Genomic DNA, 24,311 nt, shown 5'->3' on the forward strand with positions numbered 1-24,311 from the left:
GTCATGAATACAGGACTGTCACTGTTCAAAAGCAAGGTCGCACGGCGCATGTTTTTTCTGTTTCTCATCTGCGCCATGCTGCCCATCACCCTCTTCTCGGGCCTGTCCTTTTTTCAGGTATCCGCCCAGTTGGAAAAGCAGGGCCTCGCCCGCATTCAAAGCGCAGCAAAATCCTATGGCCTGACCCTGCTCGACCGGTTTCAGTTTCTCGATCAGAAAATAAGCATGATCGCCGCCGCAACACAGGGGAAGGGAACGCCGATCAATGAAGGCCAGAGCACGGATCACTTTCTTGCGATGACCCATGTCAGTGATTCGGGTCATCGGACCGATTTCATCGGAACCCTTGACCGGCTCCCGGAGCCCCTGCCCGCGCCCCGGTTTTCCACAACCCGGATCATCTTCGAACCCGTCCCGACGTCTGGCAGCCGGATTTTTCTCGTCAAACGGGTTCTGGACAGCCCATACGGTCCCGGGCTTCTGGTGGGACAGGTCAACCCGGTCACGTTCTGGGGCATCGGCTATGACAACATCCTGCCCCCCATGACCGACGTCTGCATCCTCGACCAGTCCCGGACCATTTTGTTCAGTTCCTACGCCATTCCGGCCAATGTGATTCATCGCATCCGCTTCGACAGCGACAATCTGGAATCCCGTTCCCTGGAATACGTGACCGGCGACGAAGGATTTTTCATCGGGTACTGGCCCATGTTTCTGCAATCGCGCTTTGAGGCCCCCAACCTCATCGTGGCCCTTCGGAACACCCGCGACGACGTGTTCGCGCCCCTGTTCCATTTCAAAATTCTCTTCCCCCTGGTGGCCCTTCTCTCATTCTGGGTGGTGCTGCTGCTCAGCCTCATCGCCATCCGGAAAAGCATGGTTCCCCTTGAAAAGCTCAATGAGGGGGCCGGCCGCCTTGCCCTGAGGCAATTCGACACCCGGGTCGACGTCCGCACCGGCGACGAATTCGAAGTGCTGGCCGACACGTTCAACCGAAGCGCCGATCGTCTGGGTCGCCATTTCCATGCCATGGAGGCCATGGCCGACATCGACCGGGCTGTCCACGCCTCACTGAACACGCAGACCATCGTGGCCACGGCCATGGAACACATGTATGATTTTTTTTCATGCGCCTCGATCAGCTTCGGGTTGGCCCGCGGAACGAACCCGGAGGCGCTCCACATGTTCACCGCCCATCAGCGGGACTTCGATGCCCTGGACGAGGAAACCCTCCGCCTGTCGGCCGAAGACCGGCTCAATTTAGTGAGGAGACCCGATCTTCTGATCAGCTTACCCCGGGATCCCAGGCCGTCGTTTCTCCCCCGGCGCCTGTCCTCGGCTATTCAACAGGTTCTGGCCATTCCCCTGTTTCACCACCAGACCCTGGCCGGGCTGATCTGCCTGGGGCACATGAAACCCGTTTCCTTCTCGGATGAAGACATGACCCATATCCAGAGGCTGGCCAGCCAGGTGTCGTCATCCTTGTCCAACGCCCGGCTGGTGGAAGAGCTTGAATCCCTCAACTGGGGAACCCTGGAAGCCCTGGCCCGCACGGTGGACGCCAAGTCCAAGTGGACGGCCGGTCATTCGGAACGGGTTTCGGAGCTGGCCGTAAGAATCGCCCGGGCCATGGACTGGGACGACAAAGACACGGCCAATCTCCAGCGGGCCGGCCTGTTGCACGATATCGGAAAGATTGGAATTCCCATGATGATTCTCGACAAGCCCGACAAACTTTCCGACGCGGAATACGGTCTGGTCAAGGAGCATCCGGTGATCGGCGCCAAAATCATCGAGCCCATCGAGGCATACGCCGACGCCATCCCCATCATTCTTGAGCATCACGAGCGATACGACGGCAAAGGCTATCCCCTGGGCCTGTCCGGAGACGACATCAGTCCGGGCGCACGGATTCTCGCCGTGGCCGATGTGTACGACGCCATCGTGTCCAACCGCCCCTACCGCCAGGGCTGGGTCCAGGAAAAGGTCATCCGGCTGATCATGGATGAATCGGGCAAGCATTTCGATCCCCGGGTGGTCGACGCCTTTTTGACCGTCATCGAAATCGGTCAACCCAAAAGCTGATGGCTTCGTAAAAAGCATTTCCAGGCCCAATATGTCCCTATATCCGAAAGGAAGTGTGTTAAATCGGTTTGTTGCAAGATTGAATAAACAACCCCGCCGCAAGCTGCCGGGGAATTAGGACCAGGGCAACGGCATGTCGCATTCGTTCACGTGCCTGTTCACGTTCACGAGCACGATGGTGGTGCCGGGCTGTGACAAGTCATGCTTCGTGCTCTTCTTGTTCTTCAGGGAGCGCAGCGACCGGGTGGTTGAATGGATTGACCACGAAGCTCACGAAGGGCACGAAGGAAAAGAGCCCCGGCTCTTTTCTGTCATGGCATGGGATGCCCACAGGAGCGTTGCCGTGCGACATGCCCCGGCATGTCCGGGTTTACGTATCTCTGTGTGACGCCAGGCGAAGGTCCAGGCCGTTGCCCCGTTTCAGGATAAACCCAATCAACCGGGCGCAGACATCCGATTGCCCTGCTGCCTGCCAAGGCCCGGCTTTACAAATCCAAGGCTCTGTGGTAGGAAAACGCCTATCCCTTTGGGTTCAATGCCATTCGCTTGAGGCACTGATGGGCGCGCCTCGCTTTTCCCATCAACCGGGCAACGCGTTTTTTCAGGCGCACGGCACGGCCTTTGGGCTTTCGGACTCACTGACGATCGAGCATTCCCTTTTAGACAGGACCCTGACCATGAAACGATTTGTGTTGATCTGCCTTTTTCTCATCGCCCTGACACCGGACCTGTGGGCTGAAACGCCCGACCCCCGTCCGCTCACCCTGGTCTGCTCGACCACCCAGATCGCCGATTTCACCCGCCAGGTCACCGGCGATCTCTGCCGGATCGTGAGCATTCTCAAACCGGGGGCGGACCCGCACACCTACATGCCCACACCGGGTGATGCGAGCCTGGTGCTGTCGGCGGATCTCTGCCTTGAAAACGGCCTTCACCTGGAAGGCAAGAACTGGATGGAAACCCTTGCCCGGGACGCGAACAAACCTCTGGTCACCTGCACGGCGGGTATCACCCCCCTGACCCTTGATGAAGACGGCCGGACCATGGCCGATCCCCACGCCTGGTTCTCACCGAAAAACGCCGCGGCCTACGTGAACACCATCGTGAGTGCCCTGGCCGCCCTCGACCCCGGGAACGCGGACCAGTACCGGGCACGGGCCAGACTTTATCTTCAACAGCTCCGGGTGCTCGACGGGTGGATCCGGGAGCTGGTCAACGCCATTCCCCCGGACAGGCGGGTGCTCGTGACCAGCCACGACGCATTCAACTACTTTTGCACAGAATACAGATTCAACGCCCGGTTCAATTACCTGAGCCTGGCCCCGGTGGGCTGGTCCACGGGCAGTGAGGTGGGCGGAGGCATGACGCCGAAACGGTTCAAAGCGGTGGTCGATTCCATCCGATCGTTCAACGCCCCGGCCGTGTTTGTCGAAACCAGCGTCAACCCCAAGCTGATCCGGGAAATTGCCCGGGAAGCCGGGGTCTCGGTGGGGGGCCTTCTTTATTCGGACTCCATGGGTGAGACGGACTCGGCTGCGGAGACCTATATCGGCATGATGCGGGAAAACGTCATGACCATCGTGCACGCGCTCAAATAAGGAGACGAATTCATGCGACTCATCGGCGTGGCCCTGTTGTGGGTGATGATCATCGGCGGTCTGGCGTTTTACATGACCGCCCGGGACGACGGGACGTCGCCGGTTCACACGGAGGCGGCAATTCCGGGTGAGGCCGCCTCCTTTTTCATCGACCTGACCCTGACCTTTGCCCCGGCCCCGGATCCCTTTGCCCTGAACGATCCGAAGCAGGCCGACCCTTCCGGGCTGGTTCTGGCCATAGACGGCCGCGTCCTTCCCCCGTTGACCGAAACACCGGAACCGGGCAGGCCTGTCCGGATCGGCCCCCTGACGGGCGAAGCCGGAGAGGTCTGTGAGCTTTTTGTCTCGGCCGCCCCGCCCCTGGCCCCCCCGGGCCGGCACGATGCGGCCAGGATCAGAATATTAAAAAACGACCGAATCCTTTGCGAGGACACCTTCTGGGCCGGCTCCGGCCGGGCCATCACTGGGACCCTGCAATTTTCCGTGACAGAGGATGACCATGCACACTGACAACACGGCTGACCGTTTTCCGGCGGTGATCGAGGTAGCCAACCTGACCGTGAGCTACGGTCCCAAACCCGCCCTTCTCGACATTTCCTTCCGGATCGACAAGGGGCTGCTCGTGGGCGTGATCGGCCCCAACGGCGCGGGGAAATCCACGCTGATCAAAGCCGTTCTCGGGTTTGTGAAAAAAGATCTGGGCACGGTGTCCATCCAGGGAAAACCGGCGGAAAAGGCCCGCGGCCTGGTGGCCTATGTCCCCCAGCGCGGGGCCGTGGACTGGGACTTCCCCACCCGGGTCTACGATGTGGCCATGATGGGACGGTACGGGCATATTCCCTGGTACAAACGGCCCGGCGACGAGGACCACGCCCGTGTGGAAGAGGCCCTTGCCATGGTGCGGATGAGCGACTTTCGTGACCGCCAGATCGGACAGCTTTCCGGCGGCCAGCAACAGCGGGTGTTCATGGCCCGGGCCCTGGCCCAGGGGTCCGACATCCTTCTTCTGGACGAGCCCTTCGCCGGGGTGGACGCCGCCACGGAGAGGGCCATCCTCGATGTGCTCGAACGGGCCCGGGCCGCGGGCCGCACCCTGATGGTGGTCCATCACGACCTGGCCACGGCAGGCGAATACTTTGACCGGCTTCTCCTGATCAAACAGCGGCTCTACGCCTTCGGAACCCCCCAGGCCGTGCTTCGGGAAGACCTGCTCAGCGACGTGTACGAAGGCCGTCTTAAAATCTTTTCATCCCTGAACACAGAAAAGGAAGCCTGACCGTGGAGATTCTGACCGCCTTGTTCATCGATCCCCTCCGGGAAGCGTATTTTCAGAAGGCCCTGCTCGGCGGCTGCCTGGTGGCCGCCGTGTCCGGGGTACTCGGCTGTCTGGTGGTGCTCCGGAAGATGGCCTTTCTGGGTGACGCCCTGTCCCACGCCATGATCGCCGGTGTGGCCGGAGGCTACCTGTTCATGAAAATTCTTTTCGGCGTCGAGGCCCATGCGCCTGCCATGCTGATCGGCTCCCTGATCGCCGCGGTGCTGACCGTGGGCCTGATCGGGTTTGTGTCACGGGTGTCCCGCATCAAGGAGGACACGGCCATCGGCATCATGTACACGGGCGTCTTCGCCGGCGGCGTGGTGCTGGTCTCGGTATTCAAAGGTTTCATCCACATTGACCTGATGCATTTCATCATGGGCGACGTGCTGGGCATCGCGGACATGGACCTGTGGATGTCGGGGTTCACCGCGGCCCTGGTCTTAAGCGTGATCCTCCTGTTCTTCCGGCATTTTCAGCTGGCGAGCTTCGATCCGATCATGGCGGCCTCCATCGGCTTTCCCATTCTTCTTCTCGACTACGCCCTGACCGTCTGCGTGTCCCTGGTGGTCGTCACCGCCGTGAGCATGGTGGGGGTGATTCTGGTCGTGGGGCTTCTGATCACGCCGGCGGCCTCGGCCTACCTTCTGTCGGACCGCCTGGACCGGATGATGATGCTGTCGGCCCTGTTCGGCGTCACCAGCGTGATCGGAGGACTTTACGTGAGCGTCTGGGCCGATTCGGCCGGTGGCGGTGCCATCATGCTGTTCTGTACGGCCCAGTTCCTGGCGGTGATGGCCCTCGCGCCCCGCTACGGACTCATCGCCCGATGGCTGACCCTTCGCCGCATGGTGCCCCAGCCCCTTCTCGAAGACATCCTCTGCACGGTGTGGCGGGAAGGCGGGGCCGCGCCCGTCGCCCGCATCAAACCCTACCTGGAAACCACCCGAAACCTCACGGCCACGATCCGGAGCCTTGTCCGGGACGGCCTGCTTGCCATGGAAGAGGCCTCGATCTCTTTGACGGAAGCCGGAAAAAAAGAGGCCCTTCGCATCATGCGGGCCCACCGCCTCTGGGAGACCTACCTGAGCCATGTGGGAACCGCCATGGACCTGCATGAAAAAGCCCACAAGCTTGAGCATATCCACGACCACTCGGCCATGGACTACCTGGACGATCTTCTGGGTCACCCCATGGTGGATTTCCAGGGCAAAGCCATTCCCGAGAGGATCCTCGTCCCCGGGGAAACCGTGCCCCTCAGCATGCTGCGTGACGGCCGGACCGGCACCGTGGACAGCCTGCCCCCGGAACTGGACGCTCTGGACCCCGGCCGACACATCCATGTCTGTCCCCGCGAAGAGGACGGCCGCCTGTGGGTGGTGCAAACAGACGACGGCGCCCGGGTGAAACTGGATCACGACGCCGCCGACCGCGTCCTGATCCGAATCGACGGGTGAAAAACCCGGTCCCTCAGTTCAGACAGGCCGGAGTCTCCCATCCCTGGTGAAGGCCTTCGGCCTGCATGAGACCCCGGTAGTTCTTTCTGACCCATGCCTTCAACGAACGCGCCATGGCCGGGTCGTGAAACTGGATCACCTGGCCAATACAATCAAGATCCTGCTGAATACGCCAATAAACATACATCGCGTTTCCTCCGAAAAAATAGCTGTGATTCTTAATAAAACCGGCCCGGCAACCTCATGTCAGGCTCAGGAAAAAAAGAGTTCCCAACACCGCAAGGGCAAACCCTCCCAAGGTTTTCATGCCGTGTTCCGCATAATGGGCCCATCCGTCTTTTTTATCGGCCAGGTCCGTGATGGTGTTCCGACCCGAGATGGCCAGCATCACGATCAGAGAGACGGTCACCGCCATGCCCAGCGATATGGCCGCACCGAGCAGGATCCCGAGCCCCATCAGGTCCATGGACATGGCGAACAGCATCACGGTGACCACCCCCGGGCAGGGCACACAGCCGACCATAAGGGCGAACAGCACGGGGTTGGATATACGGGAAACAGCGTCCCCGTCGGTCTTCCCCGTCCGTTTGAGCAGCTGGATGATCCCGGAGCCGGCCATGGCAAGGCCTATGAGGGCGATCAGGGTGTAACTGGCCATCTGACTGATCCGCGTGGCCTGGTCCAGATGCCGTGTCACCCCGGCTTTTAGAATCATTCGGATAAACAGAACGAACACAATGCCCGAGGCCCCGTGGAACAACGTGATCAGATGGCTGAACATCAGCCCCTGGAGACGGGTGGGTTTTCGTGTCACCACATAGGACAGGGCAAAGGCCTTGCCGTGTCCCGGCCCCGCGGCATGAAGCACACCGTAGGCAAAGGCAATGGCAAGCAAAGAGGCAAGGGGGCCCAAACGGCCTGTGTCTCTCGTTTCACGGACAAGGGCGGCCATATGGGTGTTCAGGCGAAACTGCCAGGCGGAAATCGTTTCGAGAACAAGGCTTCGCCGGGGCGGCTCTTCAGCCTCGTGAACCGGCCCGGCCGATCGGGAGGTAAAGGGATTATCAGCCGCTGTCATGGCGGGCGACATCAGAAGAAAAGCAAGCAGCGCCAAGACGATCAGGCTGAAAACGGACCGTTTTGTCCGACAAAGAGGAACCGTCCCCCTGCAACTATCATGGTGATGGCGGCCCCCGCTCATCATGGTGTCCTGAAATCCACAAACAGGGCCCAGGGATGAATCTGGCCGAAGTAAATCGATGTGGACGTATCCTGACGAATGCCCGTGCTGACGGCAAGGGCGCCCGGATTGTCCACGGATACGGGCCGGTCTTCGGCAAAAAACAGGGCCGAGTAATAGGTGGGATCGTAGGTGGCGATTTTCACCTGCTTGGGCCCGGTTACGGCGGTCACATGACAGGGGATGAGAAAGGTGTACGTGAGGATGCGCTTTTCATCGATCGCTGCGGAAAAATCTTTGATAAACCTTACGTCGAACGGTTTCCCGTCGATGGTGACAAAGGTGAAATACCGATGCTCCGCGATGTTGTCGAAGGCCTCTTTCCGGATCAGGGCCGCCTCGGCCGGATCAAAGGCGCCGTCCCCGTTGCGGTCGTAATCTCCGGCGATCATACCGGAGAACATGTCGTCGAACACCCAGGTGACCCGGAAGCCCGCAAGCCCCTTTTCATTGAAGACCACGGTCAGCCGCTGGGAAATGAACACATGGGGATGGGCCTCGACCCGTGCCTGGTCAAGAAACATGACAACGAGGCACACCACGCTGAATTTCAAACTGTTTATAACCATGTCATCCCTGTGGATTGCGCTGATTGTCAACGGCAGGATCTACGGCCCCGCCGGAAAACGTGACGTCATCCTACTATCCGGCGTCGTTGATTTCAAGAGCAGAGGATTCGATCGTCGAAAAAACCGACGACGGCTTCTCCGTTAAAACTTCGTGCGTCGAGACCTTTCTCGCTTCAGGCATTGACATTTTATGCATCGATCATCGCCAAAGTCTGAAGCGGCTATGGCCAAACGGAAGAAATCGTCGTAGGGCAAGGCCTTCGAGCATATGTTCCCCTGTTTATCCTTGACCTTGACCGACAGTTCAAGTAGGGTGTTTTACCATTGTAAAACAAAGGTCCCGGGAAGGCGACGCAAAGGCCCGCCGGATAAGGGACGCGTTCTAAAACAGACAAGGCTTTCATCACCGGGGGGATGATGTGACGCCGGGATTGAATTAAAGGAGCCAAACATGAGTTGTGACAGTGCATGCGCCGAGAATGAAGCGGCGGCCATCATGCGGAAAAGCATCCTGCCGGTCCTCAAACAGGTGGACGACCCCGACATCAAAAACCGGATCCGGCAGTTCTGGAACGACACCATCGTCCCGTATTTTCTCACGCTGGAATCCATTGACCGCGCCATCAAAAACGGCGAGATCGATCCTCCGGAAGCCAGCGTCCAGGTGACCCGCGCCACCGACGCCGCCCTGGCCACGGGCGATCAGCTTGAAGAAGAGCTTAATGACCCCGAGTTGATCCGGAAAGTGAAAGACGCCTTCCGGATGACCGGCGCGCCCTACGGCCTCCAGTCCGATTTCGTCCGCCACGCCTTCGAAAAACCCGGCGGATACCCCGGCGACTACGAAACCCTGGAGTTCATTTACAACAACACGCCCACGTCCAAGGGCTTCGGCTACTGCGCCGACGAGACCTTTCTGGCCAACGACTACGCCAGGGCCGTCCGCAACCGCAAAGACAAAATGAAGCAGATCCTCAAAGACTATCTGTCAGGCGACCCCCAAAACGCCCAGATCCTGAACGTGGCCTGCGGCGCCTCCCGAGACCTTCGGGAACTGTTTGCCGAAAACACCTTCACCCTGTCCGGCAAGGTGACCTTCACCCTCATCGACAAGTCCAGGGAGGCCCTTGATTTTTCCCTCCAGAAACTGGAAGACCGCCCCAACGGCGTCGACATGAAAGGTTTCAACCACAGCGTCTACGATTACCTGAAAGACCCCGAAACCCACCGGGACCTTCTGGGCCCCATGGACATGGTTTACTCCATCGGCCTTGCGGACTACATTCCGGCCGACGGGTTCCGCGATCTGATCGGCTTTTTCTACAGCCTGCTCAAACCCGGCGGACGCCTTGTCATCGCCCACAAGGATTCGAAGAACTACCATCCCCTGACCCCGGACTGGTGGGCCGACTGGTCGTTCTACCTCAGGGACATCGAGGACGTGGTCAACCTGGCGAAATCCAGCGGCATCGACAACTACGAGCTTTCCATCGAGCAGGAAGACGACACCAACATCATCTTCTTCCTGATCATCCAGAAGAAATAAGCAGCATCCCCGGTCCGGGCATCCTGCCCGGACCGGGGACGATAACGAGAACCGTGACCCAGTCCCCAAACCGAATCATGGGCGCCCGCCGTACGAAACCCCGTCTGACCGCTGAATCGGCATACCTGCTTGGCACGGTTCTTTTTGCCGTACTTCTGTGCGTCCTGCCGGTGCGCCTTCCGGCCTCGGAGACGGACAGCTTCACCGACCGCTGTGCGCCGCTGCCGGACAGCACCGACCGCCTGAATCTCATGGTCAACGAAGGACTCGACGAGGCCGTCCGAAACGCCAACCGTGTCGCAAAGCGCCGCTACATGCAGACCAACTATCCCTTCAGCGGCCGCAAGGGCACGGACTTCTGCAACGCCGAGGATCTTTACAGGCAACTCCGGCTGTTGTTCGCCCGAAAGTTCATCGGTCAGATGGAAGCCGACATCAACCGTCTCCCGGCCGGCCTGATCATGAAAGTCGACCTTGACCACTCCGTGTACCGTGACTTCCCCTTCGAAAAATCACCGACGCTGGTGGCCCTCGGCACCATGGGGGCCCTTGTCCGTGTCGGGGATCACCGCATCGGCGCAGACAAATTCGGTCATTTTTTTTCCGAAGGCTGGACGGAATACACACTGGCTTACGGTGAGCCCGGCCCCGATTTTTTCAAGGCCCTCACTTACGGCGTCATCACCGAGAGCCTGTATTACGGCGTGCTGACCACCGGCGTTTTTTCCCACGCGGACCTTGCGGCGAACCTCAACGGCATGCGCTTCTACAACGCGCTTCTCGGAAACGGCGACGACCCGCTCACGAAACACCGGCCCGAGCCCTACGTGAAATGTCTGAACCGGACATGGGAGCGTGTTCGTGATTTTGACTGGAAAGACTATGTGGACGCAGCCTGGGACGAAGGCGTGAATTTCAATTATTTCAGGAATGAAGCGTTGCTCCGTTTTGCTCTTTCACGCATGGAAGACGAGCTTCGGCGCCAGGCGGAAGACTGCGACTGCCGGATGGACCCGGACGACAGGGACGCCCTGGCCGAAAAATACGCTGAATTTGCCGGCCATGTGCTCAACCTGGACCGACCGGCCGTTTTGCCCGAAAACCTGACCCCCGAGCATCTGATCCTGGAGAAGCTTCATCAGGCACTGCCCCGGGACCATATCATCCGTCAAACCCTGCCCGGCCTGTTTTCCACCGATACCCCCGCCCCCTGAATCAGGACGGATTGAGCACCTTTTCAAGACGCATCAGATCCTCATCCTTACCCACGGCGATCACCGTGTCTCCGGCCTTGAAAACGGTTTCGAAGGAAGGGTTGAAGGCCATGTGGCCGTCGGCTTTTTTGATGGCGATGATGATCAGGTTGTATTTCTGACGAATGCCGGTGTCTTTGAGCATGATGTCGACCAAGGGGGACTTTTCCGTCACCGGCAGTTCTTCCATCTGGATATCCTTGTGTTTGCGGGTCACCGCCAGATCGAGGAAGTTGGTTACCGTGGGCCGGAGGATTTTCTGAGCCATGCTGGCCGCGCCCATGTCGTAGGGCGATTCCACCAGATTGGCCCCGGCGGCCCGAAGCTTGGATTCGGTCTCCTTGTAACTGGACCGTGCCATAATGAGAATGTCCGAATTGAGCTGGCGTGCGGTGAGAACGAGAAAGACGTTGTCCGTATCCGTGGCCAGGGCCGCCACCAGCCCCCTGGCCCGCTCGATCCCGGCTTTCAACAGACAGGACTCGGATGAGGCATCGCCGATGATGTAAAGCCGTTTGTCCTCCTCCAGAACGGGCACAAGGTCCCGGTTCTGTTCAATGACAACGAAATCCATCCGTTTGTGAAGGGTCAGCTGATGGCAGAGCACCTTCCCGATGCGCCCGTAACCGCAGATGATGTAATGATCTTTCAGATGATTCATTTTCCGGTCCAATTTTCGCCTCCCCAAAACGGCCCTGATCCGTCCTTCGACCATGAACTGAACAATGGCCCCCACCACGTAGATAAAAAAGCCCCCCCCGATGAAAATCAGGACGAGGGTGAACATCTTGCCCGCCTGGCCCATGGGATGGACCACCCCGAACCCCACGGTGGTAAGGGTAATCACCGTCATGAACAGGGCGTCCATGACACTCCATCCTTCGATGGCCACGTAGCCCAGCGTGCCCAGGATGATGATCAGGGCGAGAAGGATCAGAGAAACGATAAACTGACGGTTACTGGTCACGTCGGTTGTCCTGAATGAAAGAAAATGCCGTCAACAGACTGAAAAAGACAAACGCACATTACACCGGAAGCGGTTTTTTTCAAAACAAAAACACCGACATTGACCTCCGGCATGCTTATTTCCCGCAGGACTCCGACACAAGGACCTGCCCCCGCGACGTAAAGGAAATACCCTGCTGGCTCTGAGCGCCGATCATCACCGCCTCGACAATGGGCGGATTGACCGGCCGGTCCGAGGTCCATTCCACCATGAAATTGGCCCCCGAGCCCCCGCTCTTGTCGCTTTCGGGGATAACGTAGCGAAGCGATTCCAGGGGCTTGAGCGTTTTGGGTCCCGTGAGGTAATGTTTCAGGTGCATGCCCTGGGTTGCATAATAATCGACCACGGTGATCGTGATGGACCGGCCGGGATCCACATTGCGGACACTCAGGGTCACCGCCAGGAGAAAGGGCCGTTCCGTGTTACCGCTGTAGATATGGGAATACGCCGGCACGTAGATTTTCTGGCCCCGGCTCAAACCGGTGCAGTCCCCGGCAAACAGCAGGGCCGGAAACACGACAAGAAACAAAACGGTTGTCAGGATGAAACACCCCGGGCGTTTTCCCCGAACGGCATCGGCGGTCTCCCCGGACCTGAAACCGGATACCCCTTCACGTTTTTCATTCATGATACGCTCCTTTGATGACCTTTTACGAGATCACCACCGTGACGGCTTCGTAAAACGTCCGTTTTTAAGCGTTGCACGTCATCCTTCGTCACCCTCCGAATGGTACGCCATCACAGACAACCCCGTCAAGCCCGATTCCGTCTGTACCATAACCGTCCCAGCCATCCCTGATAATGCCAGCCGATGGTGGGCAGCACGCCGCGGGATCGCAGCCAGAACCCTTGGGGAATAGCCTCGTCGGAGGTGGGACATGAGCCCAGCGGAATCTTTGCCGTAACGATACCCTGCCCCTCTTCATGGGAGCGGAACGCGACCACCCGGCCCGTGCCGTCCACCACGGCCGCCCCGCCCTTGAAATGACCGCGATAGGAAAGGGGCGGCAGACCGAGAAAGCCGCCGTCCACCCTGCCGCAATGGGCGGCATGAATGACGGGAGCCCCCACCAGTCGGGCCGTATCCTGAACACATCCGATGGCGTTTTGACCATTGTCCCGTTCCCAGGACCTTCGGATCAATCCGGGAAGCACATCGGGCAGGCTCCACCAGCATGATCCGCCCATGATCACATCGACCCGTCCCCGGAGTCTCCGGGCGGTCATGGTCCGCATGAACTCCCAGCACACGGCGGCCCCGACCCGAAGGCCGCCATGGGTGCCCAGCACCCCGGTGTCGTCCGGATCACCGCCCTCGTAAAAGGCATTTTCCCACATGGTGGGCAGATCCTTGTCGTACCGTCCCACGAGCTTCCCGTCCGCAAAGGCCAGATACCGGTTCCGGACCGACCCGTCGTCGATACGGCAGAGAAATGACCCGCCGATCATCACTCCGTGCCGGGCCGAAAGATCCCTGAGAAACGAGGCCGCAGTTCCGTCTTCGGTCTCGACCCGATCCGCAAGTTCAGGCAGAAAGGCCACGCCGGTATTAAAAAACTCCGGCAGGGCGATCCACATGGCCCCCTCCGCCACCGCCCGAAGAGCCAGTGTCTCGCATCCGTTCATGTTCGCCGATACATCGCCGACCCTCACATCGAGCTGCACCGCAGCCACCCTGACCGTCTTTTCCATGTCCTGCCCTCCCCTGATCACCGTAAATAATCCAAACCAGTAGACCGATGGCCATGAAACACCCCTCAGCCGCCCCACTCCGGGGCACCGGCATGATCCGTCCCGATGTCGTTCCCGGGGCTGACGTCAAATTCATTCACACCTGCCCGCCGCTGTCAAGGGCAGGTCTTTCCAAAGCCCCTAACCCTTCAGCCAGATTCAATATCGCCACACAATGAGGCCAAATATGCCCATCAGCAGGCAAACTCCTGGTTTTCAAGGAAAAAAGACGGACCGCCCCCATCGATGTGGCGTCTTCGCCCCACCCGGTGACGTTCAGCCCCCTTGCCGTCAACGGTCCGATCAATCCATTTTATCTCTTGATTCCAAACGGTTACTTTTTTTCATCATCCTTTGTCACATCACTTGCAATCCGCTGGGGCCACAAACACCATGACCCATAAACGACACAAAGGAAAAATGAATGGCACAACTTATCGCAGACAGACGGGATGTTGACTTTGTCCTTCATGAGCAGCTGGACGTCGCGGCTCTGGCAAAGGAAGACCGATTTTCGGAATTCGGGAAAAAAACCGTGGATTTGATCGTGGGCGAGGCCCGAAACTTCGCCGTCAAGGAAATTCTGCCCCTCCAGAAATTGAGCGACCGGGGCTGCACGTTCAACGCCGGAACCGTCACGGTGCCCGAGGAGTACCACCGGGTGTTCAAGGCTTACAACGAGGGGGAATGGCAGGCCATGACCGACGATCCGGCCTGGGGCGGCCAGGGCATGCCCAAGGTCGTTTCCATGGCGGCCAACGAGTACTTTTACGGGGCCTGCAACGCCTTCATGCTGTTTCAGATGCTCAGTCACGGAGCCGCAAAACTGGTGGAGAGTTTCGGCACGGACACGCAGAAAAAGCAGTGCCTGAAAAACATGTTCTCGGGGAAATGGTCCGGCACCATGCTCCTCACCGAACCGGAAGCCGGGTCCGACCTGGCCGCCGTTGCAACCACGGCAACCCCCAACGGCGACGGCACCTACTCGCTCTCGGGCAACAAAATTTTCATCTCCGGAGGGGACCATGACATGGTGGAAAACATCATCCATCCCGTCCTGGCCCGCATCGACGGCGCGCCTTCCGGCATCAAGGGCATTTCCCTGTTCCTCGTGCCCAAATACCGCATCAACGAGGACGGAACCTTGGGTGAATTCAACGATGTAATCTGCACAGGCATCGAGGAAAAGATGGGCCTTCACGGCAACTGCACCTGCTCGCTCACCCTGGGAAGCAAGGGGAAATGCATCGGCACCCTTCTGGGCGGAGAGAACAAGGGCATGGCCTGCATGTTCCAGATGATGAACGAAGCCCGACAGATGGTGGGTCTCCAGGGATTCGCCAATGCAAGCGCCTCATACATGTACGCCCTGTCCTACGCCCGGGAGCGTATCCAGAGCAAGGAGCTGACGGCCCCCGGCGGGTCTTCTCCCGCCCCGATCATCCGGCATCCCGATGTCCGCCGCCAGCTGATGGTGATGAAGGCCTGGACCGAGGGCATGCGCAGCCTGATCTACTACGGAGGTCTCTGCCACGATCGCATGGCCGTCGCGAAAACCGAGGAGGAAAAGGCCGCCTTCGCCTCGCTTCTCGAAGTCCTCACCCCGATCATCAAGGGGTATGTCACGGACCGGGCCTTCGACATCTGCAGCCAGGGTATCCAGGTGTACGGCGGATACGGTTACATCGAGGAATTTCCGGTGGCGCAGCTGTTGAGGGATTCCCGTATCTTCATGATCTACGAAGGGACCAACGGCATCCAGTCCATCGACCTGCTGGGCCGGAAACTGGGCATGAAAAACGGCAAACCTTTTATCGCCTTCCTCGATGAAATCCGCAAAACCATCGCCGAAGCCAAAAACGTCAGCGGCGTAGCGGTCCTGGCCGAAGCCTGCGACGCCTTTCTCACCCGGTACACCCAAACGGCCCTCACCCTGGCCAGAGTCGCCATGAGCGACAAGGTGCAACACGCCTATGCCTTTTCCCATCCCTTCCTCGACGTGACCGGCGACCTTGTCATGGCCTGGATGCTCTTGTGGAGAGCCGCCGTGGCGGCCCCGAACATCGGACGGAAGAAAAAGGACGACGCCTTTTACCAGGGCCAGGTCACCACGGCCCGTTTTTTCATCAACACCATCCTTCCCGCCACCCTGGGCAAACTGAGCGCCATCGACGCCTGTGACGGCGCGGCGGTGGAGATGGACGACGCCTCCTTCGGAAGCAGGTAGCGGCACCGGGCGAAGCATGGACGACGTTTGCCGCGACGGGGCCGTCGTCATCCATCTCACGACACAAAAAGGACAAAACGCCATGACGGATGACCATATGACACAACGCCAAAAAGCCCGACTCGTGATCGACCTGTTCCACAGGCTTGTCATGCACCACGCCCTCTGGTTCAACGAGGTCAGGCACCAGATGGGGCCGGACACAGCCATGGACACCCTGTGGGCGGTCTCGGAAAGAAGTTTTGAAATTCAGATGAAGCGGTTTGCCAAACAGTTTGATGTCCCGATGGAGGGGGGTGTTCCCGCCCCCCTGCTTCATCTGGACGAAACGGTCCGTGACGAACTGATGAAAAACATAGCCGTCAACTGGCTGGCCAATGACGGCGTCTGGTTCCAGGCCGTGGAATCCGAACACGGCATGAACGATGCAAAACGATGCAACGACTCGTGCTGGGCCCGGTTTTCACCCCTTGAGGCCTCATCGATCAAACGGGTGCTGGGGCTTCCGGAAAAACCGGGGCTTCCCGGCCTGAAGCGCGCCCTTTCCTACCGACTGTACGCGTTTATCAACGAGCAATCGATCCACGACGAAACAAAAGACAGCTTTGTGTTCCAGATGAACCATTGCAGGGTTCAGGCCGCCCGAAAGCGGAAAAACCTCGACGACTACCCCTGTAAATCGGCGGGTCTCGTGGAGTATGCCTACTTTGCAAAAACCATTGACCCGCGCATCGAAACCGAATGCATCGGCTGCCCTCCTGACAGCCGGCCCGACGACTGGTTTTGCGCGTGGCGTTTTTCAATCAAACAATAACAAAAAGGAATCGTAAGATATGAATGATGTAGTCATCGTAAGCGGCGCCCGGACAGCCATCGGCGCCTTCGGAGGATGTCTGAAAAGTGTCTCGGCCATTGACCTGGGGGCCCTGGTCATCCAGAACGCCCTTCTCAAGGCCGGTCTGCGTCCGGTGGTCAGCGACAAAACGGCCTCCTATGCCCCCGAAAAACTCAAAACCGCCGAACCCCCGGCCATCGATGCCCCCAGCAAGGCCTGGGACAAGGCCCTGACCCCCGTGGCGGTGGACGAGGTGATCATGGGCAACGTGCTCACCGCAGGTCTGGGCCAGAACCCCGGCCGCCAGGCCATGATCCGGGCCGGGGTTCCCAAGGAAACGCCGGGATTCACCATCAACAAAGTCTGCGGATCGGGCTTGAAATCCATTGCGCTTGCCGCATCCGCCATCATGAACGGCCAGGCCGAAGTCGTCATCGCCGGAGGCCAGGAAAGCATGAGCAACGCCCCCATGGCCTTGCAGAAAGCCCGCTGGGGCCACCGCATGGAACTGACCGGCGTCGGCGAAATCCACGATCTGGTGGTCTACGACGGTCTCTATGAAATCTTCAACGGCTACCATATGGGGATCACGGCGGAAAATATCGCCTCCCTCTACAGCATCAGCCGCCTGGACCAGGACCGGCTCGCCTACCTGAGCCATCAGCGGGCCCTTGCCGCCATCAGGCAAGGAATGTTCAAGGATGAAATCGTTCCTGTGGTGATTCCGGGCCGCAAAGGCGACACGATTGTGGATACGGACGAGCGTCCCATGGAAACCACCATGGAAAAAATGGGGGCGATGAAGCCGGCCTTCCGGAAAGACGGTACCGTCACGGCGGGAAATGCCTCCGGAATCAACGACGGTGCCGCCGCCGTTGTCATGATGAGCGCAAGTAAGGCCAGGGAGCTGGGCCTTGAGCCCTGCGTCACCGTCAAAGGCTTCGCCGTGGGCGGCGTTGACCCCGCATACATGGGCCTGGGGCCCGTTCCCGCCGTGAAAAAGGTCCTCCATGACACAAAGATGAGCATCACGGACATCGACATGATCGAACTCAACGAGGCCTTCGCCGCCCAGGCCATGGGCTGCATGCTCGAGCTGGGCATCGATTTCGATCGACCCAACCAGCTCGGCAGCGGCATCTCGCTTGGGCATCCCATCGGATGCACCGGAGCCCGGCAAATGGTCACCCTGATCCATGAAATGAAACGAAAAAACAGCAAAACCGGCCTGGTCTCCATGTGCATCGGCGGCGGCATGGGCATGGCCATGATCGTTGAACGTTAGACCAATCTCTCCTGCGTAATTCCCTCGTGCCGCAGCCTGATGAACCCCCTCGGCTCAAGGGGCTGCGGCACACCTGTTTTCAAAACAGCTCACCCGGCCGGGCTTTCGCCAGGCCGGGTGAGTGGTTTATCAGCATCCGATATCCGAGGGGGACATCAATAGGTGAAAAATCCTTTGCCGCTTTTCCGGCCCAGCCATCCGGCCCGGACATACTTCCTTAGCAGCGAATGGGCTCTGTACTTGGAATCACCGAACTCCTGATAGAGAACATCCATGACGGCAAGGCAGACATCGAGTCCGATCAGGTCACCCAGGGCCAGCGGCCCAAGGGGATGGTTGGCGCCCAGCTTCATCGCGGTGTCGATATCCTCGGCGGTGGCGATGCCTTCGGCCAGAATCCCGGCGGCCTCGTTGATCATGGGGATCAGAATCCGGTTGACCACAAAGCCCGGCGCTTCGGCGACTTCCACCGGTTCTTTCCCGATCTCAAGGGAAACGGCCTTCACCTTATCGAAGGTATCCTGGGAGGTGGCCACACCCTTTATGATTTCCACGAGTTTCATCACCGTGGCGGGATTGAAGAAATGCATGCCGATGACCTTGTCCGGACGGCCGGTGGCTGCGGCCACGTCGGTGATCGACAGGGACGAGGTATTCGAGGACAAAATGGTTTCGGGTTTGCAGATTCCGTCGAGGTCCTTGAAAATCTGTTTTTTGATCGCCATGTTCTCAACGGCCGCTTCGACCACCAGGTCGCAGTCGGCGGCGAGAGTCAGATCCGTGGTGCCAATGATCCGTGCAAGGAGTTCATTTTTCGCCCCCTCGTCCATCTTGCCTTTGGAGATGCCGCCTATGCCCCGTTTGACGAAGGCGTCATCAAATGAGGCGACAGATGCACATGACGGGGCGGTGCCGTCACGATCGAGCCCCGTACGGCAGACGGCCGGCGCACGATTTTGCCTTGCGGATTGACCCCGCATGCGATTGACGGTAACCTTGACGGCTTCGTAAAAAGTCCGATTTCTGCGTTGCGCTTCATCCCTCGTCACTGCGGCGTACCCGAAGTACGCCTCATTCCTCGGGATTCGCGACGCCTTGAACTCGAACTTTTTTCTTTGCCGTCATTTGATGACTTTTTACGAGTTCATCAACATAGCTCGATCTTAAAAAAGGATCGAAGATTTCAACATGGGAGACAACACGATGCATCCTGTTTTTATCGTCACAGGCCTCTCGATTATCGCAACCGCGGTTGTCGGCTGTTCCGTGTCGACACCCCCGCCTTCGGTGTTCAACACACCGCCAGACATCACCCGAATCATTGCCGACAGGCTTTTGCCCCATGGGTCGGAATGCCCTCCGCCGCACACCGCCGCCGTTTACGCCTACGATATCGATCATGACCGCCGTCTGATGCTGATAGCCGTTGCCGACTACCTGTGCACCGGCTCCAATTCCTTTCTTCCGGTCGTCCTTGAGGATGGGTCATGGCGTGCAGGGGAATTCATGGATGGGGCCCCGTCCATGGTTGTCATGGAAAACGATGACAGTCTCTGGCTGGTCACCCAATGGCAGATCGAAGGAACGTACCCCGCCCTTTTCCACAGCGCAGACGGTGTCTCCTGGCGCGAAATCCCCCTGCCTGCCGGAAGAGATGTGGACTGCTGCTTCGAACGGCTGACCCGCCTGTGCGTCACCGACGAGACGATCCGGATCACCCTTGAGGGCGATTCCGACGAACGCAGGGAATTCTGGACAGGAGACCGCCAGGGGCACGACGGCCTGACCCTGCGCTGGTTCAAAACACCCCCTCCCGCCCGGGTTCCGGGCGACTGCCCCGACCTTCCCCCGAAACGCGGACGCTGGGTCCCGTCCCCTGAAACATCAAGCGACGGCATGGAACGACACAAAGGGGTGGAGATACACAATAGCATAAGGAAACACCTTGACTGATCAGTCCGTGATGACGTACGATCCATATCATCCTCATCTTGTTTTTTCCGAGGCCCTTATCACCACTCCGGGAGATAAATTATGTTAATTCAAAACAATAAAACAGCATTCTGTTTTGCTCTCTATGTCGCAGTATTTTTCTTTGCGACCACTCACATCGTTCAAGCAGAAACGGTTAAAGAGCACCCTGACGTCCTTCCCTTTCCAGGGTCCGTACTTGCCGAAAAAATGTCAAAATACAATAAATTCAATAGTGCTCAATTTTACAGAACCCATCCGCAAACAAAAAAGAAAGAAACGATTAACGTTAAAGGTGAATATTATTATCTTTTGTATGAAGTCAGAACAGCATCCGGAGACAGGGTAAGAGACATTTCAAAGACAGAATTTTTTGAACACTTCAGGAAAACGGCAAAGGGAAAAGGCGGTGAGATCATCTATGAAGATCAGTCCTACCTGATATTTTCAATTCCCGGCAATCAGGGCTCTAAAGTCTGGTGCAAACTTAACGTAACGGCAAATATGGGGCAGCAATATGTGCTGATTGTTGATGAAAAATCGAGTGAACCTGAAATGTCTTCGGGCACCAGTTTTCAAGAAAAAAATGCGCCGGAACAACCCTATTATTCAAATCATGCGGTAAATGTTTCAGGAAAAACATCCGGCATCCGCTATGTTGACCAGACGACAGTCACTGTCCCGGAAAATGAATTGGTAAAATTGAGTCTGCCGTCTACAACGCCTCTGGCGGACATTCAACATGTGAGACCCGACATTGAACTCAAAACCGAAGACAAAAAAATCTCCGTTACCAGTCCCGGGAAAGATGAACATTGGATGGGTGGCAATTCATATCGGATAAGCTGGTCCGGGGCACATACCGACAGCATGGTAAAAATCGATTTGGTTTATGTTGCACCGACCCACGAAAAGGTCCTTGAAATTGCATCATCCACTGAAAATGACGGTAGTTTTGAATACCTCCTCCCTGTAGGAATCAGCTGGAAACACTGGCATAACCGGATTCGCGTCTCATCGCCTGATGATTCCGCAGAGGGATTTTCAAAAGCGTTATCGGTATTTACAGATGACGTCGACATAGAATGTCGCATCATGAACGTCAAACAGGCATGGGAACGTGACTTTTATGTTGTATACAGCGAACGTGATGAATGGCTGGAATTTGAAATATGGCTTCGTAACCTTGGCATCAAAAAGCCGGTTAACATACAAACCGTAGTCGTAAGGCTGGTAAAGGAGCCTGAAAATGTTGTTGTATTTCAGGAAGAATGGGGATTCTCCAACATATACCCCATTGTCTGGTATAAGACGCCGGAACCCAGGAAAGTCAACATATCAAATTTCAGAATGTGGAAAGATCTTACTGAAAACGTCAACCTGAACAGTGGATCCTATCGGCTGGACGTTGAGGTCGATCCTGACAACCGGCTTGGCGAAAATGCCGCTTTCAGAGACAACAATAAAGATGTAAAATTTTTTCGAATCAAGTAAAAGCCAACCCCCTATCTTTTTTTCGCCCGTTTCACGGTTTTTCCCATACCAGCGACCATTTGCCCAGGGCCGGTCACCTCATTCGGCCCGAACCCGGCCTTCGGACCCCTTGTCCCCGGCAATCAACTCATAGGTTTTTTGGGGGGTCAGCCCTTTTTCCTTCTGGTGGGAGACGTAAATGACGGTGGTCCGGCTCTGGTCGGCGATGGTGTTGACAAGGGCGGTAAGCACGGAAACCTGGCGGTCGGAAAGGCCATGGGCCGGTTCATCGAGGATCAGAAGGGGCGGATGCTTGATCATCGCCCGTGCAATAAGGACCATGCACTGCCGTTCATCCGTAAGGTCGGAAAACCAGGTGTTTTTGACATCACCCAGACCGATCAGATCGATCCATTGCCCGGCCAGGTCCCGCTGCAGGGACGACGGCTTTTTGTACAACCCGATGGAATCGAAAAGCCCGGAGACGACCATGCTTTCAACGGTGTGGCTGCCGTTGAACAACACGGTCATGGACGGGGTCACATACCCGATCTTTTTCTTGATGTCCCAGATGCTTTCACCCGATCCTTTTTTCCGGCCGAAAAGAATCAGGTCCTGGCCGTAGGCTTTGGGATTATCCCCCGTGATCATCGTCAGAAGGGTGGTTTTTCCGGCGCCGTTAGGGCCCGTCAACTGCCAGAACTCTCCCGGCCGGATGTCCCAGCAGATGGTGTTCAGGATCTGTTTGTCCCCATAGCTGACCGACACTTTGTCGAACCGGATAAAAGGCAGGTCAAAGGGTTCGGTTTCGCCCAGAGGCGGGGGGACCGTGCCGTTCAGGGTCACGTCCGTCTTATCTGAATATCTTTGACGATACGCGGCAGGCGTCCCCGAAAACACGACGGTATCGTTTTCAAGGCGCAGCACGTCCGTGATGAATGGCAGGATGTTCTCCGACCTCCGAAAGACCTGGATGAGGGTCATGGTTCGGGACAGCTCTGAAAGGTGCGACACCAGATGCCCGCGCGAGGCCTGGTCCAGCATGTCAAAGGCATTTTCAAGAACGAGGAAATCCGGGTTTTTGGAAAGAAGGTGGTTCAGCAGGGCCTTTTTCTGCTCACCGCTTGAATAGGTCCGGATACTGCGACCGTCATGCTGTGTGAGCGAATAATCATCGTGTATGTACTCTTCCCGGATAAACCAGTTGAGCGTGACCCCTGAAAAAAGCGCCCCGGTTTTCCCTTTCAGATGTCCGAACGGTGCAGGCCCCTGGCCCTTTAACAGACTTCCGATCAACCCCGATTCCACGGTAAGCCCGGAACCGTCTATCGCCCAATGTCTGTTCTGATCCATCGTAGTCCCCATCCCCGCTACACTGTTTCACTCACGTCACTATCGTTATCCCCACACCACACTCTGAGAGCCTGTTTTGTTTTTTTGTCTTCAAACTCGTACCATGAATCGAGCAACCCCCTGCGGAGCAACAGACCCGTGATCGAGGCGTCGGGTTGAAACGCAAAATCAAACTCATTCTCCCGATCCTTATAAAACACGAGACCGATCAAAATCAATCAAACATGGCAACATGCCGGGCATTTTTTATGGTTGAGAGCCGGAACGGCGGGCATCGAACATCCCCGAAAGACCCCTGGGACCCGCATCCCGTCATGGAGCCGGCCCCCCATTTACCCGAACAACAACGACACCCGCACGGACGAGCGTCTTTCGGGTTAAGGAACGAAACCCGGCAAAGCACGACATCAACGTAAACTAAGACACACTTCGAAAAATAACCGCCGCAAAGGGCCTGACCGCAGCGCTTTACTTCCTGAACTTTTCTTATAATATTGCGTTTCATGTCAAGTATTTATCCGCGATTTCGCCCATCTCAATCAAAAAGACGATGACAACAAGGGAGTCGATCACGATTTTAGAACACGCGGCAAAGAAAAATTGACTGAACGAGAAATAGTTGTAGACAAATAAAAAAAAGGCGGGGTAAAAGTGTAAACACAGCACGAGGTGGGAAGTGTTCACGGAAACGGACGGATAAATCATTGATCAAAACGTCGTCCGACCGCAAGCCCTGTCCACTTTCCAGGACGCTTTTCCATGTTTCACCTCTAATATCCGAATAGGTGGAAAATTGTTCACCAAAAACCGTCTATTTGAAAACATGGAAAATAACCCGGCCAATTTTCCATTTTTGCCCCTTTAATATCGCAATAGATGGAAAATTGTCCATGACATAGGGTCAATAGATGGAAAATTTTCCATCTATCAACAATGTTGGCAGTCGGACGAACGCCTGGATAAAAAGTAGAAAATTGTTTTGCTCTTTCAAAAAGAAATGTTGTAAAGAAATCGGAGTTCGGGCTTTCTCCTGTTGAACGACTTTTCAAATTCAACCGCTGTCTCGTTCAGGGTGGCCCATCTGCTCAACCCTTGTGCCGGTTTCCGTCTCCCTCGTTCTTAGGGCGGCCCGCACGTTCGAATGCTTTCACGACTTTGATCAGCGTTTGGTTCTGGTTGTTCTTTGTCACACTTGGCATATTGTTTCCACGTTCCCCGGCATTGGGTTCATCACGTCTTGTTCCCCACCCATTCGTCACCGTGAATCAATCTGCCAACAATTGCTTCCACCGGACCGGGCTACAGCTTGTCCCTTTTGGAAGTCTTTAGTTTATCAACCTTTTTCGCCCATCTGCCCGGCGTCTCGT

Annotated in this window: 21 protein-coding genes; 12 read left to right on the forward strand and 9 right to left on the reverse strand. The window is 57.2% G+C overall.

Annotation, left to right across the window (positions count from 1 at the left end; genetic code table 11):
• Positions 1-3: 3 nt before the first annotated feature.
• The 5 genes from ACYQ11_RS07620 to ACYQ11_RS07640 all read left to right on the forward strand — a co-directional run bounded on the left by ACYQ11_RS07620 (position 4) and on the right by ACYQ11_RS07640 (position 6,455).
• Positions 4-2,085, forward strand: a complete 2,082-nt coding sequence (locus ACYQ11_RS07620) for an HD domain-containing phosphohydrolase (protein ID WP_459923172.1) — start codon at positions 4-6, stop codon at positions 2,083-2,085.
• Positions 2,086-2,762: 677 nt separating this feature from the next.
• Positions 2,763-3,683 carry a metal ABC transporter solute-binding protein, Zn/Mn family gene (locus ACYQ11_RS07625; protein ID WP_459923173.1) on the forward strand — a complete coding sequence of 307 codons (921 nt, stop codon included), beginning with the start codon at positions 2,763-2,765 and terminating at the stop codon, positions 3,681-3,683.
• 12 nt (positions 3,684-3,695) lie between these two features.
• The gene (locus ACYQ11_RS07630) at positions 3,696-4,193 is read left to right on the forward strand and encodes a hypothetical protein (RefSeq protein ID WP_459923174.1); all 498 of its coding nucleotides are present in this window, start codon (positions 3,696-3,698) and stop codon (positions 4,191-4,193) included.
• Positions 4,183-4,959 carry a metal ABC transporter ATP-binding protein gene (locus ACYQ11_RS07635; protein ID WP_459923175.1) on the forward strand — a complete coding sequence of 259 codons (777 nt, stop codon included), beginning with the start codon at positions 4,183-4,185 and terminating at the stop codon, positions 4,957-4,959. The genes ACYQ11_RS07630 and ACYQ11_RS07635 overlap by 11 nt, the downstream gene beginning before the upstream one ends.
• 2 nt (positions 4,960-4,961) lie before the next feature.
• Positions 4,962-6,455 (forward strand): metal ABC transporter permease, encoded by a 1,494-nt coding sequence (locus tag ACYQ11_RS07640; protein WP_459923176.1) that lies wholly within the window; start codon positions 4,962-4,964, stop codon positions 6,453-6,455.
• A 13-nt stretch (positions 6,456-6,468) separates the two neighbouring features.
• Here the strand turns inward: ACYQ11_RS07640 and ACYQ11_RS07645 are convergent, their stop codons facing one another.
• The 3 genes from ACYQ11_RS07645 to ACYQ11_RS07655 form a co-directional block, all read right to left on the reverse strand.
• Positions 6,469-6,642, reverse strand: coding sequence for a hypothetical protein (locus tag ACYQ11_RS07645; protein WP_459923177.1), 174 nt, complete (start codon positions 6,640-6,642; stop codon positions 6,469-6,471).
• 54 nt (positions 6,643-6,696) lie between these two features.
• On the reverse strand, positions 6,697-7,533 hold the full coding sequence (locus tag ACYQ11_RS07650; protein ID WP_459923178.1) for a nickel/cobalt transporter: 837 nt from the start codon (positions 7,531-7,533) through the stop codon (positions 6,697-6,699).
• Between the two features lie 122 nt (positions 7,534-7,655).
• Complete coding sequence (locus tag ACYQ11_RS07655; RefSeq protein ID WP_459923179.1) at positions 7,656-8,264, reverse strand: DUF1007 family protein; 609 nt, start codon at positions 8,262-8,264, stop codon at positions 7,656-7,658.
• 451 nt (positions 8,265-8,715) lie between these two features.
• Here ACYQ11_RS07655 and ACYQ11_RS07660 point away from each other — a divergent pair, with 451 nt between their 5' ends.
• Together ACYQ11_RS07660 and ACYQ11_RS07665 are read left to right on the forward strand one after the other, a co-directional pair.
• Positions 8,716-9,810, forward strand: coding sequence for an SAM-dependent methyltransferase (locus ACYQ11_RS07660; RefSeq protein ID WP_459923180.1), 1,095 nt, complete (start codon positions 8,716-8,718; stop codon positions 9,808-9,810).
• Positions 9,811-9,863: 53 nt separating this feature from the next.
• Positions 9,864-11,024 carry a hypothetical protein gene (locus ACYQ11_RS07665; protein WP_459923181.1) on the forward strand — a complete coding sequence of 387 codons (1,161 nt, stop codon included), beginning with the start codon at positions 9,864-9,866 and terminating at the stop codon, positions 11,022-11,024.
• Position 11,025: 1 nt separating this feature from the next.
• On the opposite strand, the gene ACYQ11_RS07670 is transcribed toward ACYQ11_RS07665, so the two are convergent.
• The 3 genes from ACYQ11_RS07670 to ACYQ11_RS07680 all read right to left on the reverse strand — a co-directional run bounded on the left by ACYQ11_RS07670 (position 11,026) and on the right by ACYQ11_RS07680 (position 13,761).
• Positions 11,026-12,030: a potassium channel family protein gene (locus tag ACYQ11_RS07670; RefSeq protein WP_459923182.1), complete on the reverse strand. Its 1,005-nt coding sequence runs from the start codon at positions 12,028-12,030 to the stop codon at positions 11,026-11,028.
• A 115-nt stretch (positions 12,031-12,145) separates the two neighbouring features.
• Positions 12,146-12,697, reverse strand: coding sequence for a DUF3124 domain-containing protein (locus tag ACYQ11_RS07675; RefSeq protein ID WP_459923183.1), 552 nt, complete (start codon positions 12,695-12,697; stop codon positions 12,146-12,148).
• Between the two features lie 125 nt (positions 12,698-12,822).
• Complete coding sequence (locus tag ACYQ11_RS07680) at positions 12,823-13,761, reverse strand: carbon-nitrogen hydrolase family protein (protein WP_459923184.1); 939 nt, start codon at positions 13,759-13,761, stop codon at positions 12,823-12,825.
• 463 nt (positions 13,762-14,224) lie between these two features.
• Between ACYQ11_RS07680 and ACYQ11_RS07685 the strand changes: the two genes are divergently transcribed.
• From ACYQ11_RS07685 to ACYQ11_RS07695, 3 genes are all read left to right on the forward strand, one after another.
• The gene (locus ACYQ11_RS07685; protein ID WP_459923185.1) at positions 14,225-16,027 is read left to right on the forward strand and encodes an acyl-CoA dehydrogenase; all 1,803 of its coding nucleotides are present in this window, start codon (positions 14,225-14,227) and stop codon (positions 16,025-16,027) included.
• 97 nt (positions 16,028-16,124) lie between these two features.
• Positions 16,125-16,841 carry a DUF6125 family protein gene (locus ACYQ11_RS07690; protein ID WP_459923186.1) on the forward strand — a complete coding sequence of 239 codons (717 nt, stop codon included), beginning with the start codon at positions 16,125-16,127 and terminating at the stop codon, positions 16,839-16,841.
• Positions 16,842-16,860: 19 nt separating this feature from the next.
• Positions 16,861-18,147, forward strand: a complete 1,287-nt coding sequence (locus tag ACYQ11_RS07695; protein ID WP_459923187.1) for an acetyl-CoA C-acetyltransferase — start codon at positions 16,861-16,863, stop codon at positions 18,145-18,147.
• A 155-nt stretch (positions 18,148-18,302) separates the two neighbouring features.
• Here ACYQ11_RS07695 and ACYQ11_RS07700 read toward each other — a convergent pair whose 3' ends face one another.
• Positions 18,303-19,127 carry a 3-hydroxyacyl-CoA dehydrogenase NAD-binding domain-containing protein gene (locus tag ACYQ11_RS07700; protein WP_459923188.1) on the reverse strand — a complete coding sequence of 275 codons (825 nt, stop codon included), beginning with the start codon at positions 19,125-19,127 and terminating at the stop codon, positions 18,303-18,305.
• A 223-nt stretch (positions 19,128-19,350) separates the two neighbouring features.
• Between ACYQ11_RS07700 and ACYQ11_RS07705 the strand changes: the two genes are divergently transcribed.
• Both ACYQ11_RS07705 and ACYQ11_RS07710 read left to right on the forward strand, forming a co-directional pair.
• Positions 19,351-20,100 carry a hypothetical protein gene (locus ACYQ11_RS07705; protein ID WP_459923189.1) on the forward strand — a complete coding sequence of 250 codons (750 nt, stop codon included), beginning with the start codon at positions 19,351-19,353 and terminating at the stop codon, positions 20,098-20,100.
• Between the two features lie 81 nt (positions 20,101-20,181).
• Positions 20,182-21,612, forward strand: coding sequence for a hypothetical protein (locus tag ACYQ11_RS07710; RefSeq protein ID WP_459923190.1), 1,431 nt, complete (start codon positions 20,182-20,184; stop codon positions 21,610-21,612).
• A gap of 78 nt (positions 21,613-21,690) precedes the next feature.
• Here the strand turns inward: ACYQ11_RS07710 and ACYQ11_RS07715 are convergent, their stop codons facing one another.
• The gene (locus tag ACYQ11_RS07715) at positions 21,691-22,944 is read right to left on the reverse strand and encodes an ATP-binding cassette domain-containing protein (RefSeq protein ID WP_459923191.1); all 1,254 of its coding nucleotides are present in this window, start codon (positions 22,942-22,944) and stop codon (positions 21,691-21,693) included.
• 797 nt (positions 22,945-23,741) lie between these two features.
• Positions 23,742-23,999, reverse strand: coding sequence for a hypothetical protein (locus ACYQ11_RS07720; protein WP_459923192.1), 258 nt, complete (start codon positions 23,997-23,999; stop codon positions 23,742-23,744).
• Positions 24,000-24,311 lie beyond the last annotated feature (312 nt).

It is taken from the genome of Desulfatiferula olefinivorans (assembly GCF_054657895.1).